The 12,675-nt window shown below is 64.0% G+C and carries 13 protein-coding genes; 6 read left to right on the top strand and 7 right to left on the bottom strand.

The annotated features are described in order from the left end of the window. The first annotated feature begins 39 nt into the window (after nt 1-39). The 6 genes from H6718_10640 to H6718_10665 all read left to right on the top strand — a co-directional run bounded on the left by H6718_10640 (nt 40) and on the right by H6718_10665 (nt 6,472). The gene (locus tag H6718_10640; GenBank protein ID MCB9585844.1) at nt 40-597 is read left to right on the top strand and encodes a hypothetical protein; all 558 of its coding nucleotides are present in this window, start codon (nt 40-42) and stop codon (nt 595-597) included. After that, nucleotides 594-2,180, top strand: coding sequence for a hypothetical protein (locus H6718_10645; GenBank protein MCB9585845.1), 1,587 nt, complete (start codon nt 594-596; stop codon nt 2,178-2,180). The genes H6718_10640 and H6718_10645 overlap by 4 nt, the downstream gene beginning before the upstream one ends. Before the next feature lie 266 nt (nt 2,181-2,446). After that, entirely contained in the window at nt 2,447-3,424 is a 978-nt protein-coding gene (locus tag H6718_10650; protein MCB9585846.1) for a fumarylacetoacetate hydrolase family protein, read from the top strand. Beyond that, nucleotides 3,421-4,086, top strand: a complete 666-nt coding sequence (gene maiA, locus H6718_10655; protein MCB9585847.1) for a maleylacetoacetate isomerase — start codon at nt 3,421-3,423, stop codon at nt 4,084-4,086. The genes H6718_10650 and maiA overlap by 4 nt, the downstream gene beginning before the upstream one ends. Before the next feature lie 83 nt (nt 4,087-4,169). Continuing rightward, a complete protein-coding gene (gene hppD / locus H6718_10660) occupies nt 4,170-5,315 on the top strand; it encodes a 4-hydroxyphenylpyruvate dioxygenase (GenBank protein MCB9585848.1) in 1,146 nt (381 codons plus the stop codon). Next, nucleotides 5,315-6,472 carry a homogentisate 1,2-dioxygenase gene (locus tag H6718_10665; GenBank protein ID MCB9585849.1) on the top strand — a complete coding sequence of 386 codons (1,158 nt, stop codon included), beginning with the start codon at nt 5,315-5,317 and terminating at the stop codon, nt 6,470-6,472. Before hppD ends, H6718_10665 begins: the two co-directional genes overlap by 1 nt. Before the next feature lie 15 nt (nt 6,473-6,487). On the opposite strand, the gene miaA is transcribed toward H6718_10665, so the two are convergent. The 7 genes from miaA to H6718_10700 all read right to left on the bottom strand — a co-directional run bounded on the left by miaA (nt 6,488) and on the right by H6718_10700 (nt 12,664). Beyond that, complete coding sequence (miaA, locus tag H6718_10670; protein ID MCB9585850.1) at nt 6,488-7,402, bottom strand: tRNA (adenosine(37)-N6)-dimethylallyltransferase MiaA; 915 nt, start codon at nt 7,400-7,402, stop codon at nt 6,488-6,490. Nucleotides 7,403-7,451: 49 nt separating this feature from the next. Beyond that, entirely contained in the window at nt 7,452-9,395 is a 1,944-nt protein-coding gene (gene mutL / locus H6718_10675) for a DNA mismatch repair endonuclease MutL (GenBank protein MCB9585851.1), read from the bottom strand. A 40-nt stretch (nt 9,396-9,435) separates the two neighbouring features. Further along, complete coding sequence (locus H6718_10680) at nt 9,436-10,020, bottom strand: hypothetical protein (GenBank protein ID MCB9585852.1); 585 nt, start codon at nt 10,018-10,020, stop codon at nt 9,436-9,438. Nucleotides 10,021-10,101: 81 nt separating this feature from the next. Continuing rightward, entirely contained in the window at nt 10,102-10,938 is an 837-nt protein-coding gene (locus H6718_10685; GenBank protein MCB9585853.1) for a Cof-type HAD-IIB family hydrolase, read from the bottom strand. Between the two features lie 176 nt (nt 10,939-11,114). Further along, nucleotides 11,115-11,375 carry a 50S ribosomal protein L27 gene (gene rpmA / locus H6718_10690; protein MCB9585854.1) on the bottom strand — a complete coding sequence of 87 codons (261 nt, stop codon included), beginning with the start codon at nt 11,373-11,375 and terminating at the stop codon, nt 11,115-11,117. A gap of 21 nt (nt 11,376-11,396) precedes the next feature. After that, nucleotides 11,397-11,708 (bottom strand): 50S ribosomal protein L21, encoded by a 312-nt coding sequence (gene rplU, locus H6718_10695; protein ID MCB9585855.1) that lies wholly within the window; start codon nt 11,706-11,708, stop codon nt 11,397-11,399. Nucleotides 11,709-11,992: 284 nt separating this feature from the next. Further along, nucleotides 11,993-12,664, bottom strand: a complete 672-nt coding sequence (locus tag H6718_10700; GenBank protein ID MCB9585856.1) for a hypothetical protein — start codon at nt 12,662-12,664, stop codon at nt 11,993-11,995. Between the last annotated feature and the right edge of the window lie 11 nt (nt 12,665-12,675).

The raw sequence follows: 12,675 nt of genomic DNA on the forward strand, positions 1-12,675 counted from the left end.
GCTTTCGCGGGTTGATTTCCAGCCGCGAACTAGACACCTATGGTTCAGGCGAAGTTCGACCCAGCGCTCGCATTGAAGTTCGATCTCGGACGCGGAACTCTCTCCCAAGTCGGAGGTGGGTCCCGCGTCATTCTGCCCGCCGACGTCTTGACCCGCTTGCTCGAGGGAGCATCTGAGCAGGTTTGCCGCGACGTGGGTCAGCACCTCGGCACTGACCTCGGCCGGCGAGCGGGGTTGGCGATGGGAGACAGCGACACCGCTGCACCAGAGCGAGTGCTGGAGTTCCTTGGCGGGGAACTGGCGCTGATGGGCCTTGGCAGCCTCGGCTTCGAACGCTGGGGCCGCGCGCTGGTGTTTTCGGTGGTGGATTCGCCATTCGGAACCAGTGCAGACAGCTTCATGGCGGCTTTGTTCGACGGGGCGATGCTCCGCTTGTACGGCAAGACGACGAGCAGCATCTGCTTGGGTCGCGTAGGTAAGCGCGTGCGCTTTCTGGTCTCGGGGGAAAGCGCGGCCAAGCGTGTGAAGGGCTGGCTGGATAGCGGGGTGCACTGGGGAGAAGTCCTCTCGCGCCTTCAGTCCGGAGGTGACGCGTGAGCAACGCCGGCAAGATCGCGACGCTGCAGGCGTTGCTTGACCGAGTGAAGAAGAACGCCGCGTCTCCGCGCGTAAACGGCGCTGCGCCTGCCGCGGTGCTGACAAGCCAAGCGTCGGCGGACGTCGATGACTTGCTCGATCTCTCCTCGGAAGAAGACGAGGTCACCGTGCTGGCTGCGGAGCAACCGGAGCTGGATGCTCCTCGTCCGCGCATGGAGACCTTCGCCGGAGAAGACATCTTCGACGACGACGAGATCGTCGAGCTGGACGAGGACGACGGCATCGAGATCCTCGAGGACATAACCGACATCGACGACGAAGACGGGGTTGATGTGGAAATCGCCGTCTCTCCCGAGCCGCCTGAGGTCGCTGTGGTCGAGGCCGAAGAGGCGCCAGAGCTGTCGCCTCCACCCGTCGACGTCGTAGTATCGCCAGAGCCTCCGGCGGTTGAGCTGACCGTCGACGAGCCCGCATTCGCGGCGGCGCCAGTCGACGAGACGGTGCTCGATGCGCCTGTGGAGGAGCCCGACGCTGAGGTCGAAGTGGTCGAGGAGGAGATCCCCGAGCCGACACCTTCGCCAGCGCCGGAAGTGTCCAGCGTTTCCGCACAGAAACCGCCAATCGACGCCTTCGACGATCTGGATTTCGACGAGGAGCCCGAGGCCGACGTATCCTCGGTGCAGCCAGCGGTGCGCCGAGAGGGCGAGCGTTCTTCGGTGCAGGCAGCGGCGAGCCGAGAAGACGACATCGAGTTCGATCTGGTGGAGCCCGCTCAGGAGGCGGAGCCGATCTCCAGCCCACGTCCGAAGCCCGCCGAGAGCATGGACGAGGCGCTCCAGTCTGCCGCCGAGCACGCGGTGCCCCTCACTCCACCACCGGAGAGCGGTCAGCAACCTGCCTCTCAAGGCGACGGGATGGATCAGTCTGCTCTCGAGGCAGCGCTGGTTCAGGACTCTGCGGCGTCCCATGAAATTCCCGCGGCGGAGCAACAGATCTCCGCTGGTGACGACATCGACGATCTGCTCGAAGCCGACGTGCCCGGACCAAAGGTGGTTCAGGCTCGTCCGGAGATGCCCACGTTGGAGCAGCTGGGCCAGACCGTCGACCTCGAGCCCTCGATGGGTGGTGACGACCTCGAGTTGGATCCGACGGCGTCGAAGGAAGTCCAAGATTCTCAAGGGCCCCGGGTCCGCTTCACTCCGCCTCCGCCCACGGAGGAGCTGGAGATGGCGCTGCCGAGTCGTCCCAGCGGCGCCTTCGATATCAACCTCAAGCCTCCGCCGGAAGTCGGTGAGGAGCTCGCTGAGCTTCGCCGCAAAGAAGCCGAACGCGAGGATCGTCACTCCGCCCCAGTGCACGAAGCAGTGTCTCCTCCCGGAGACGTCGAGGTCACCGAGGCGGAAGTCGCCGAGCCGCTCCCAGCGGCGATGCGCGCCGCAGTATCCGCGAGCCGCTCACCAGAGGTGCTCGGGCGCACGGAAATCGTCCCAAGCGACTCCATCGTGGAACGCAAGGACACGCTGCCTAGCCCACGGGCGGCCACCTTCGCCGACTGGCTGAGCGCCTCGCTCTCCCTCGACTGACGTCGCCCGCTGCGGCGCCTTCGTGCTGTCCATCTTCCTGCGCAGCTTCCCAAGCGGTCCCTAGGGAGCCGTGGGGAGTGGTGTCTCAAGGCCGAGCTGCGTCTGCCGAAGGTGGGGGTGAGGGTGCACTGCAGTGCGTTATGCACGCCGCATGCGTGCACTAAATAGCAGCTCCGCTGGGCTCGACGTGGCCGCTGAAGTGGCGTAGTTCGTTGGGTCCACGGCGGCATGGGTGATGCCCAATGCTGCGGCAGGAGGCACGAACGATGAGATTGGCAACTCGCCAGAACGGCACCCGCGATGGCGCGCTGATGTTGGTGGATTCGAGCGGTGAGCGTTTCGCTCCAGCCACGCAGATCGCACCGACCTTGCAGGCTGCGCTGGATGACTGGGACGCGCTCTCCCCAAAGCTCGGGGAGCTCTCGCGCGCGCTCGAGGCCGGCAAGCTCGAGACGCAAGCGCTCGATCCGAAGCAACTCATGGCCCCGCTGCCGCGGGCCTATGAGTGGGTAGACGGTTCGGCCTACATCAACCACATCGTTCTCGTGCGGAAAGCGCGGGGGGCTGAGCCGCCCGAGACGTTGAAGACCGACCCCCTCGTGTATCAAGGTGGCTCCGGAGTGCTCCTCTCCCCCACTCAAGACATCGAGCTGCCGGACGCGGGTTGGGGCTTGGACTTCGAGGCTGAGGTTTGCGTGATCCTCGGGGATACACCTCGTGGCGTGAAGGCCGCGGACGCTGGCAAGTACGTCAAGCTGATGATGCTGGCCAACGACGTGACCTTCCGCAACTTGATCCCGCCGGAGCTCGCGAAGGGGTTCGGCTTCTTCACCTCCAAGCCGGCCACTGGCTTCTCTCCCTTTGCCATCACTCCAGACGAACTCGGCGACGCTTTCAAGGATGGGCGGGTGCACCTGCGCTTGCGCTCGACCCTCAACGGGAAGCTGGTTGGTGATCCCGAGGCGGGGCCGGAGATGCACTTCAGCTTCTTCGAGTTGATCCAGCACATCACCAAGACACGGGCCTATACGGCCGGTACGATCCTGGGGAGCGGCACCGTCTCCAATAGCGATCGAGCGCGAGGGATCTCTTGCCTCGCGGAAGCGAGGATGATCGAAACGATTGAGGAAGGGAAGCCGAAGACTTCCTTCATGCAGGTGGGAGACAAGATCGAGATCGAGATGCTCAATCAAAGCGGCAAGAGCTTGTTTGGGCGCATCGCGCAGCAGGTGGTGAGCGCGTGAAACTCTACGGCTACTGGCGTAGTAGCTGTTCCTGGCGGGTGCGCATCGCACTTGCGCTCAAGGGTGCGGACTTCGAGGCCGTGCCGGTGCACCTGGTCAAGGACGGCGGGCAGCACAAGCAGGTGAGCTACCGCGAAAAGAACCCGATGCAGCAGGTGCCCTTTCTCGAGTTCGACTCGCCGCAGCGCTTGGCGTCCGGGCTCGAGCTGCACGGTCTGGCACAGTCGGTCGCGATCATCGAGTACCTCGATGAGCTGCTCCCGCAGCCGCCGCTGGTCGGTACCTCTGCGGTGGAGCGTGCGCGAGTTCGCTGGCTGACGGAGATGATCAACTCCGGAATTCAACCGCTGCAGAACCTGTTCGTGATGCAGGAGCTGAGCCGTGTCGCTCCCGCAGTGGATAGCAAAGCCTGGTCTGCCAGCTTCATCGAGCGAGGACTTGCTGCCCTCGAGACGACTGCGGGCGGAGCGGACTCGCGTTTCCTTGTGGGAAATATGCCTAGCATGGCGGACATCTGTCTCGTGCCGCAGCTGTATAACGCGCGCCGCTTCAGCCTAGATTTGTCTGCTTACCCGCGGCTGTGTGCGATCGAAGCCGCGTGTTTCGAGCTCGAGGCGTTCAAGCTGAGCCACCCGGATCAGCAGCCGGACGCGGAAACGTGACGCCGCGCCAACACGGCGCACTGAATGTTCAAAGCGCCTGACGGGCGCGCCGATTGACACCCTGTGGGGCTTGGAGAGCGAAGATGGCAAAGGTCGAATCACTGGGAATCAAGCGTGTCGACTCCGTGCACTACTACGTGCGTGACTTGGAGCGCAGCCAGCGCTTCTACGTCGACTACATGGATTTCGAGGAGCTGGGCCAGAGCAGCCCAGAGCTCGAAGCCGAAGGCAAGCAGCGCTCCATGGTGTTCCGCGCTGGGGACTGCGTCGTGATGTGCTCCACGCCCCTGGGTGAAGGCGGACGAGCCCAGCGCTATCTCAAGAAGCACCCCGACGGAATCGGCACGGTCATCTTCGAGGTTGAAGACGTGGAGAAGGCCTTCCGCATGCTGGAGGAGCGCGGGGGCACGCCGATCAGCGAGGTGCGCTGGTTCGATGAAGACGGAAAGCGACTCGGGACCTTCTCCATCACCACACCTTTCGGCGATACGACCTTCCGCTTCGTCGAACGCCAGGGCTACACCAAGATCTACCCAGGTATGCTCCCCCACACCTCACCGAAGGGCGGCAAGAATCGCTTCGGATTTGGGCACTTCGACCACATCACGTCCAACTTCCAAACCATGAAGCCCGCCTTGCTCTGGATGGAGTACGTGATGGGCTTCGAGCAGTTCTGGGACGTGCAGTTCCACACGGAAGACGTGTCCGAGGGACGCTCCTCAGGCAGCGGGTTGCGCTCGATCGTGATGAACGATCCGAAGAGCGGCGTGAAGTTCGCCAACAACGAGCCGTGGCGCCCCTTCTTCAAGAACTCCCAGATCAACATCTTCAACGAAGATCACCGCGGCGACGGTGTGCAGCACCTGGCGATCACCTGCAAAGACATCGTGACCGCGGTGCGTGATCTGCGGGCCAACGGCGTACAGTTCATGCCGACTCCAGGCGCCTACTACGATGCGTTGCCCGAGCGCTTGAAGAAGATTGGCGTGGGCTCCATCGACGAAGAAATCGACTTGCTCCGTGAGCTCGAGGTGCTGGTGGACGGCGATCACGACCACGCCTACATGCTGCAAATCTTCCTCAAGGACTCGGCCGGGCTCTACGGTGCAGCTGACGCCGGGCCCTTCTTCTACGAGATCATTCAGCGCAAGGGCGACCAAGGCTTCGGCGCAGGGAACTTCCGCGCCCTGTTCGAGAGCATCGAGCGCGAACAGACGGGCAGGCCCTGATGCTGGATCGGCAGATCCGCGGGGAAGTACCGAAGAAGCACCACATTCAGATGCGCCTCAGTAACGGCGATCTGGCGTTCGAAGAGTGCTTCACCCGAGACGGCTTTGACGGGCCGTACACCATTCTGTATCACCAGAAGCGTCCCCACACTCAGCGGATCGCCGAAGTGGCCCACGGCTGGCACCTGCCAGAGCCCGTGGCGCCGCGCGCGCTAGCGAAGCGGCACTACAAGTCCTTCGATCTGAAGGTGCCGGGTGGGGCCAGTGTGGACGCCCGAGTTCCGCTGCTGTTCAACAAGGACGTATCCTTGGGGATCTGCAAGCCCACGCAAGCGGATCCAGTCTATTTCGCAGACGCCGATGCAGATCAGCTGATCTTCGTTTTTGAGGGGGCCGGCGAGCTAGTCAGCCAGTACGGCAAGCTGCGCTTCGCCAAGAACGACTACCTGTTCATCCCGCGCTCGGTGGTTCACCGTCTGGTCCCCGACCCGGGAGTCAACCAATACTGGCTCACGATGGAGCTGAACGGCGGCCTCCACCTACCAAAGCAGTGGCGCAACGAAGTCGGGCAGCTGCGCATGGATGCCCCATATTGCCACCGGGATTTTCAACTGCCGGAGTTCGTCGGACCGACGGATGAAGGGATCCGCAAGCTCTTGATCAAGCGCGGCGGGCAGTTCCACGGCTTCGAGTACATCGACAATCCGTTGGACGTGATTGGTTGGGATGGCTCGGTGTATCCGTGGGTGTTCCCCATCTTGAACTTCCAGCCGCGCGCCGGCCTGGTGCACCTGCCCCCGACCTGGCACGGCACCTTCGCGTGTCGCGGCGGCTTGATTTGTAGCTTCGTTCCTCGCCTCGTGGATTTCCATCCGGAAGCCATCCCCTGTCCCTACCCGCACAGCAGCGTGGATGTGGATGAGTTCCTGTTCTACTGCGATGGCAACTTCACTTCGCGCCGCGGCATCCTGCCTGGGAGCATCTCTCATCACCCGGCGGGCATCGCGCACGGGCCGCATCCGGGGGCGTACGAAGCCAGTATCGGCAGTGAACGAACCAACGAGCTGGCCGTGATGCTCGACGTTCTCGAGCCACTGCAGCCCACCGCCGCGGCGCTGAACATCGAAGACCCGGGCTATCAAGACAGCTTCATCTGAGCCGTGCGCTTGTCCCTAGGTGGGTAGCTCGCCGGGCGCGAGCCACTCAACGTGTTCGTCGCGGAGCCAAGTGCGCTGACGCCGGGCGAAGACGCGCGTTGCGCGGTAGATGGCGTCTTGCGTCTCCTGGAGGCGAGGCGAGCCCACCAGTTCCTCCAGGCGGCTCTCCTTGAGTAGCTCCGCCAGCTGCCGGTAGCCGACGGATCCCATGGGGCGTGTGTCCCCGTAGCCGCGCTCCAGCAGCTTCGCGACCTCCTCGAGCCAGCCCATAGCGAACATCTTCTCGATGCGGCCTGCAATCAGAACATCCTGTTGCTCCCGCTCGCGGGCTACCCCAATCAGGCGCGCCGGATAGCGTACCTCGCGGAAACCGTGCCCCGCCTGCCACTGGCTCATGGGCACGCCCGACAGCTCGAAGATTTCCAACGCGCGACTTACTCGCACGAAGTCGTTGGGGTTGAGCTCCGCCGCACGGCTCGGGTCGACACGCTCCAGCTCTTCGTACAGCGCCGGGCGGCCGTGTGCTTCGGCAAGCGCCCGATGGCGCTCTCGCAGCGCCGGGTCGGCGGGAGGAGCGGGGGCGAGCCCATAGATCAGCGCTCGGACGAAGAGAAAGCTCCCACCGCACACGATCGGTCGCTTGCCGCGGCTCTTGATGTCCTGCACGGCTGCTTCAGCCAGCTCCGCCCAGCGAGCTGCATCCAGCGCTTCTCCCGGCTCGCAGCAGTCGATCAGATGGTGAGGTGCGCGCTCCAGCTCCTCGGCGCTGGGCTTGCCGCTTCCTATGTCGAAGTAGCGATACACCTGCACGCTGTCCGCGCTCACCACTTCGCCATCGATGGCTTCAGCGAGGCGCACCGCCAGCTCCGTTTTGCCGGATGCTGTCGGTCCTACGACGACCCATAGGCGCTGTTCGTCTCGCAGCTCCACGGCTCGCGCTGTAGCAGATCTGAAGCGCTAGAGCGTGAATCACGGGACTTCAGCGGCGTCCGACTTTGCGCTCCAGCTCCGCCCAGGTCACTCGGGTCACTACCGGGCGACCATGGGGACAGTGGCCAGCGAAGTCGGCTTGGTCGAGGGCCTGCAGCAACGCCTTCACTTCTTCTGCGCCCAAGCTTTCCCCGGCGCGTATGGATCCGTGGCAAGCCATGGTTGCGAGGGCGAGGTCCACGGCGTCGGAGAAGCCGCGACCGCCGCGCCGAGTCACCTCACTCAGCAGGTCCCGCACGAGACGCTCTGGGGATGCCCTGCCGAGGAGCCTTGGGATGGCGTGAATGCTCACCGTCTCTGGACCACGGCGCCTGAGGTCCACGCCCAGCGCTTGAAGCTCTTCGCTGCGCTCTTCTATCAAGTCTGCCTCTTCCGGGCTGACATCTACAGTGAGTGGAAAGAGGAGCGCTTGAGCAGGCACCGTGCGGGATTGGTACTGTCGGCGCAGCCGGTCGAAGGTGACGCGTTCGGCTGCTGCGTGTTGGTCCAAGACATAGAAGCCGTCCTCCGCTTCGCACAGCAGGTAGGTCTGCCGCAGCTGCGCGACGAATCGCAGATTCGCCCAGCGCAGGCCCGGGTCGCCAGCGGTGGTTCCGTCTGGGCGTACTGGGGCGAGGTGGCTGTCGCGCACCGCCACAAGCGCTGCGAGGTCGCTTGTGGCATTGCCCTGTGGATACGTTTGCAGCGGATCACTCTCAGTCGTGTCTGGGCCAAGCCCCCAAGGATCCTGGCTTGCTGTAGGACTGGAGCCTGCAGCTCGGGGCGGCTCGGACTCCAGCGCGAGACGGGTTTGGCCTTGAAAGGGTGTGCTCGCTCCACCCGCGCCGGGCGTGTTGTGCTGCACCTTCTCGTGCTGCACGTTCATATGCTGCGCGGTGTCGCGCTGCCAGGCAGGTCGGGTGTCGTTTGGCTGACGCTGGGACCAGGGGTTCTTGGCGGGAGCAGGCAACGCGAATGCCTCTGCCAGCGCGAGGGAGAGCACCCGGTAGAGCGAGTCGCAAACGGCGCGCGCGTCGGCGAAGCGCACCTCCGTCTTCTGCGGATGAACGTTCACGTCGACCAGCTGGGGCGGTAGCTCGAGGTACACGATACCGCGCGGATAACGTCCCCGCTCGAGCACGCTGCCGTACGCTTGAGCGACCGTCACAGCGAGTGCGCGATCCTTGATCGGCCGACCGTTGACGAATAGTCGGAGCCCCGCAGCGCCTGCGCGTGCCCGCTCTGGCCGCGATAGGTATGCTTCGACCTTGAGGGTCCCGCGCTCTCCCTCACACTGAGCAAGCTCGTCTTCTTGCAACGCCGCACGCGCGCGTTCGCCGCGGCTCGGCGCGCGCAGCCACTCCCGCACCTTGCGTCCATCGCGAGTCAGCGTAAACGACACGTCGTGACGGGCAAAAGCCGCCGCCTCCAGCACTTCTGTGATGTGGCCAGACTCGGTGTTGCTGGAGCGGAGGAACTTGCGTCGCGCCGGTACGTTGAAAAAGAGGTCTTTGAGCTCGATGAGCGTCCCGACTGCGCTGGCTGTCGGGGTGATCACGGGATTCACACCGCCTTCCAAGCGCAGCTCCGTCGCGGCGTCGGACTCCGCGCTGCGAGTCACCAGACGAAAGCGACTGACGGAAGCAATGGAGGGCAGTGCTTCTCCGCGGAAACCATAGGTCACGACGTTCTGGAGGTCTGCGATGGCAGAGAGCTTGCTCGTCGCGTGGCGTTCTACGGCAAGCGCCGCATCCTCCGCGTCCATGCCTCGGCCGTCGTCGCGCACAGCGACCTTGGTGATGCCACCGCCCACGATTTCGACGTCGACTCGTGTGGCGCCCGCGTCGAGCGCGTTCTCGACCAGCTCCTTCACCGCGCTGGCTGGTCGCTCCACGACTTCGCCAGCCGCAATCTGGCTCGCGAGCTCCGGAGGAAGGAGGTGAATTCTCGACATGGCGCGCGACCGGCACTGTCGCCCAAGTTGTTCGCGAGAGCTACTGTTCTTCGCTCACTTGATCCGACGCTGCGCCAAGTGCCTCCCGAGCCGCACGTCGTGTGACGCCAAACACCGCCAAGGCAAGCGTCATCAAAGGTAGCGCCAGCTTCAAGCCGTATATTGCCGGGAGGAAATGCGCGATCTGGGCGGCTTCAGGGTTTGATATGGTGCCCAAGGCCGCGGTGGCCGCGGCGCGTACCGGCGCCGAGAGCACGAAGTTGAGGACCATCGCGCCGCCGCTGACGAGCGCGACTTGCAGGATCGTCCCGGCGGAGGCTCGCCCAAAGATCCCGCGCATCGACACGATGGACAGCACGCCACCGAGGAGCACCAAGGCGACGCCCATCGGAGTCATGATCTTGTGGAGCTCCGCTATGGTTTCGAACTGCGTCTTGAGTACAGCCGCCAAGACTGGCTGGAGCTCCGCGGTCTCTCGCGCTGCGAACTCTGGGTCCGTCGTGGCGTTGATGAGCTGGAACCCCTCGAGGAAGACCATCATCCCCACCAACGACAGCGCTGCCAGCGCCAACACTAGATAGAGCGGGCGCTTCCCCGCGGTGGTTGTGGTCTCCCCTTCCGACACGTGCTGGAAACCGGCATAGCACGGCCCAGCTCGAAATGCGGCGGCTCGAAGAACTACTGGAGCTGAGCCAACCGACGCTCGCTAGAGCAAGCCGGAGCGTCTTGCGGCTTCGGCGATCCCGCCACCGGTGTGGTGGTTCGCTCGCAGCACCTCGTTGGCCGCGTCCACCACCTCAGGCGGCGACTGCCCCATCGCATAGGACCGACCGACGGCGCGCATCATCGTCAGATCGTTGAGCCAGTCACCCACGGCCACGACCTCGTCCAGGGAGATCTCCAGCAGCTCCGCCAAGTGCTGCAACCCGCTTGCCTTGCTGACACCGCGACGGCGCACCACCATCGCCCAGATCCCCTCGAAACCGGGGCGGTTAGAGATGAACGCAGCGCTCTCGAGTTCCTTGAGCCCGTTCACGCAGTGTTGCAGCTCGGTGATCCGGGATTGCTCACCCACGGCGACCATGCCGAGCGCCTCGTCTTCCCATGAGGGATGATCCAGCACGCTCTCGACGCGGTCCATTGCCTCGGTCCAGATGCTCACGTAGGGCGCTGCCTGGTCCCCGTGGGCGTCGAACACGATGCGATCCGCGCCGAACAGGAAGGTCATCGGCCGCAGCTCGCCGAGCGCCTCGCGCAACGGCGCCACCGCGTCTGCAGGCAGCGGCTCGGTGTGAACCAGCTTTCCGCTACGTGGGTCGACGATCTGCACCCCGTCTAGACAGACGAGCGGGGTCGTTAGGTCCAGCTGCCTTGCGAGGTGGCCGCAGCCCGAGTGCATGCGTCCCGTGCAGAAGGTCACGCGAACCCCGCGCTGCGCTAGCGCTTGAATAGCCGCCGCGTCTTCGGGATGAATCGTCCCGTCGCTCGCGAGGAGCGTTCCGTCGAGATCAGTGGCGAGGAGTTTGGGGGGAGGAAGAGTCACTGGCGAACCCAATACGACAGAAGGGTCACTCGAGTTGAGTGACCCCCCTGAAATGGCTTCCGCGGTGCGAAGCACCGCAAATGGCAGAAACACCAAAAACTCTGACCGCCGTGGCGATCAGAGTCCAGGTGAAAGGCTTACGCGATTGGAAGAGCAGCCTGGCTGCTCAGACGAACTCAGCTAGCAGCGGGCTCGACCGAGACGCGCTTCTTGGTGCGCGTCTCCCAGCCGAACTTCACGTGGCCGTCGCAGAGGGCGAACAGCGTGAAGTCCTTGGCCAGACCCACGTTGGGGCCGGGAGCCATGGTCATGCCGACCTGGCGCACGATGATGCCGCCGGCGCGAATGAACTCACCGCCGTAGACCTTGGTGCCGCGGAACTGGGGATTGCTGTTGCGGCCGTTCCGTGTGGATCCGCCGCCCTTTTTATGTGCCATCTCGAAATGCTCCCGCTCAGATCAGGCTTTGATGCCGGTGATCTTGACCTCGGTGTAGTCCTGACGGTGACCGTTCTTGCGGTGGTACTTCTTCCGCCGCTTGAACTTGAACACGATGAGCTTCTCACCGCGCCCGTGCGACACGATCTGACCTTCGACCTTCGCTCCGCTGACCGTGGGCTTGCCGAACTTCGGCTGATCGCCACCGACCATCAGAACCTCTTCGAAGGCGATGTTCTCGCCCGGGTTGCCTGCTAGTTTGGCGACACGCAGGACGTCTCCCTCGGAGACGCTGTACTGCTTGCCACCCGTCTTGATAATCGCGCTTGCCATTTTGAAGGGCGGGGACCCTAGCTCTATGAGGCGACTCATGCAAGGTCCCGCGAATGGAATGTTCGCGCCTTCCAGGCGCGAATCGTGGGGCGGGCCGCTCGGCTGTTTGCACATGCCTCGAGGACCCGCTGATCAGGGTTTGGGGAGCGAGTGCATACCGCGTTTCAGCCCTCCTCACCCCCAAAAAATCAGCTCAATTCATGGGTTTTTGGGGGAGAGGCGCGCTTTTGGCGCGGCGCTACTGGCTGCATGCGCAGGTAAGCCTGAACGGCCGTGTAGAGGAGTCAGGCGCCACCGCAGCCACACCCGTTGAGACAGGTCGCGAACGCCGAGATGTCGTCATAGCCATTGGGGTGTGCGTCGACGCAGCCTTGGATGCACTCCGAGTCGCCGTCCGCGCACGCGTCGACGCAGTTGTTGAGCGCCACGCACTCGGAGTTGTTGGCGCAAGTGTTGCCAACACCACAGCAGCTGCCCTCGATGCATGAGCTCAGGCAGGCGTCGCTGCTGGTGAAGCCGCACTCGCTTCCGCCGCCACTGCCTCCGGAACCGCTGCCTCCCGCGCCGCTGCCGCCAGTGCCGCCCGCGGCGCAGCAGTCGTCGAGGCAGCCATACATGTTGAGCAACGGGTCAACGAGGTTCGGGTACTGGTTGGCGCAGTTGTCGATGCAGGTACCCTCCGACTCACAGGCGTCGACGCAGTCGATCAGAGAGCTGCAACCGAGCTGATTGCAGGTCAACGCCTGCTCGCAACAGGTGCCGTTCAAGCAGGTGTTCTCGCAGGCAACCTGGCTGGTGTAGCCACAGTTGCTCGCGTTGCCGCTGCCTCCTTCGCCAGCGGACCCCGAACTGCCAGCGGCGTTCAATGGGCGGTTCGAGCTGTTGTCTGAGGTACACGCGCTGATGTTCAAGGCGTACGCGCAGGTGGCCAGGATGGCGAGCTTGAAGAGTCTCATGGGTGTCTCCT

It is taken from the genome of Polyangiaceae bacterium (genome assembly GCA_020633205.1).
Taxonomy (GTDB): Bacteria; Myxococcota_A; Polyangia; order Polyangiales; family Polyangiaceae; genus JAHBVY01.

Coding starts and splice junctions, on each gene's coding strand:
- H6718_10640 (MCB9585844.1), top strand. CDS start 40: ATGGTTCAGGCGAAGTTCGACCCAGCGCTCGCATTGAAGTTCGATCTC.
- H6718_10650 (MCB9585846.1), top strand. CDS start 2,447: ATGAGATTGGCAACTCGCCAGAACGGCACCCGCGATGGCGCGCTGATG.
- hppD (MCB9585848.1), top strand. CDS start 4,170: ATGGCAAAGGTCGAATCACTGGGAATCAAGCGTGTCGACTCCGTGCAC.
- H6718_10665 (MCB9585849.1), top strand. CDS start 5,315: ATGCTGGATCGGCAGATCCGCGGGGAAGTACCGAAGAAGCACCACATT.
- mutL (MCB9585851.1), bottom strand. CDS start 9,395: ATGTCGAGAATTCACCTCCTTCCTCCGGAGCTCGCGAGCCAGATTGCG.
- rpmA (MCB9585854.1), bottom strand. CDS start 11,375: ATGGCACATAAAAAGGGCGGCGGATCCACACGGAACGGCCGCAACAGC.
- rplU (MCB9585855.1), bottom strand. CDS start 11,708: ATGGCAAGCGCGATTATCAAGACGGGTGGCAAGCAGTACAGCGTCTCC.
- H6718_10700 (MCB9585856.1), bottom strand. CDS start 12,664: ATGAGACTCTTCAAGCTCGCCATCCTGGCCACCTGCGCGTACGCCTTG.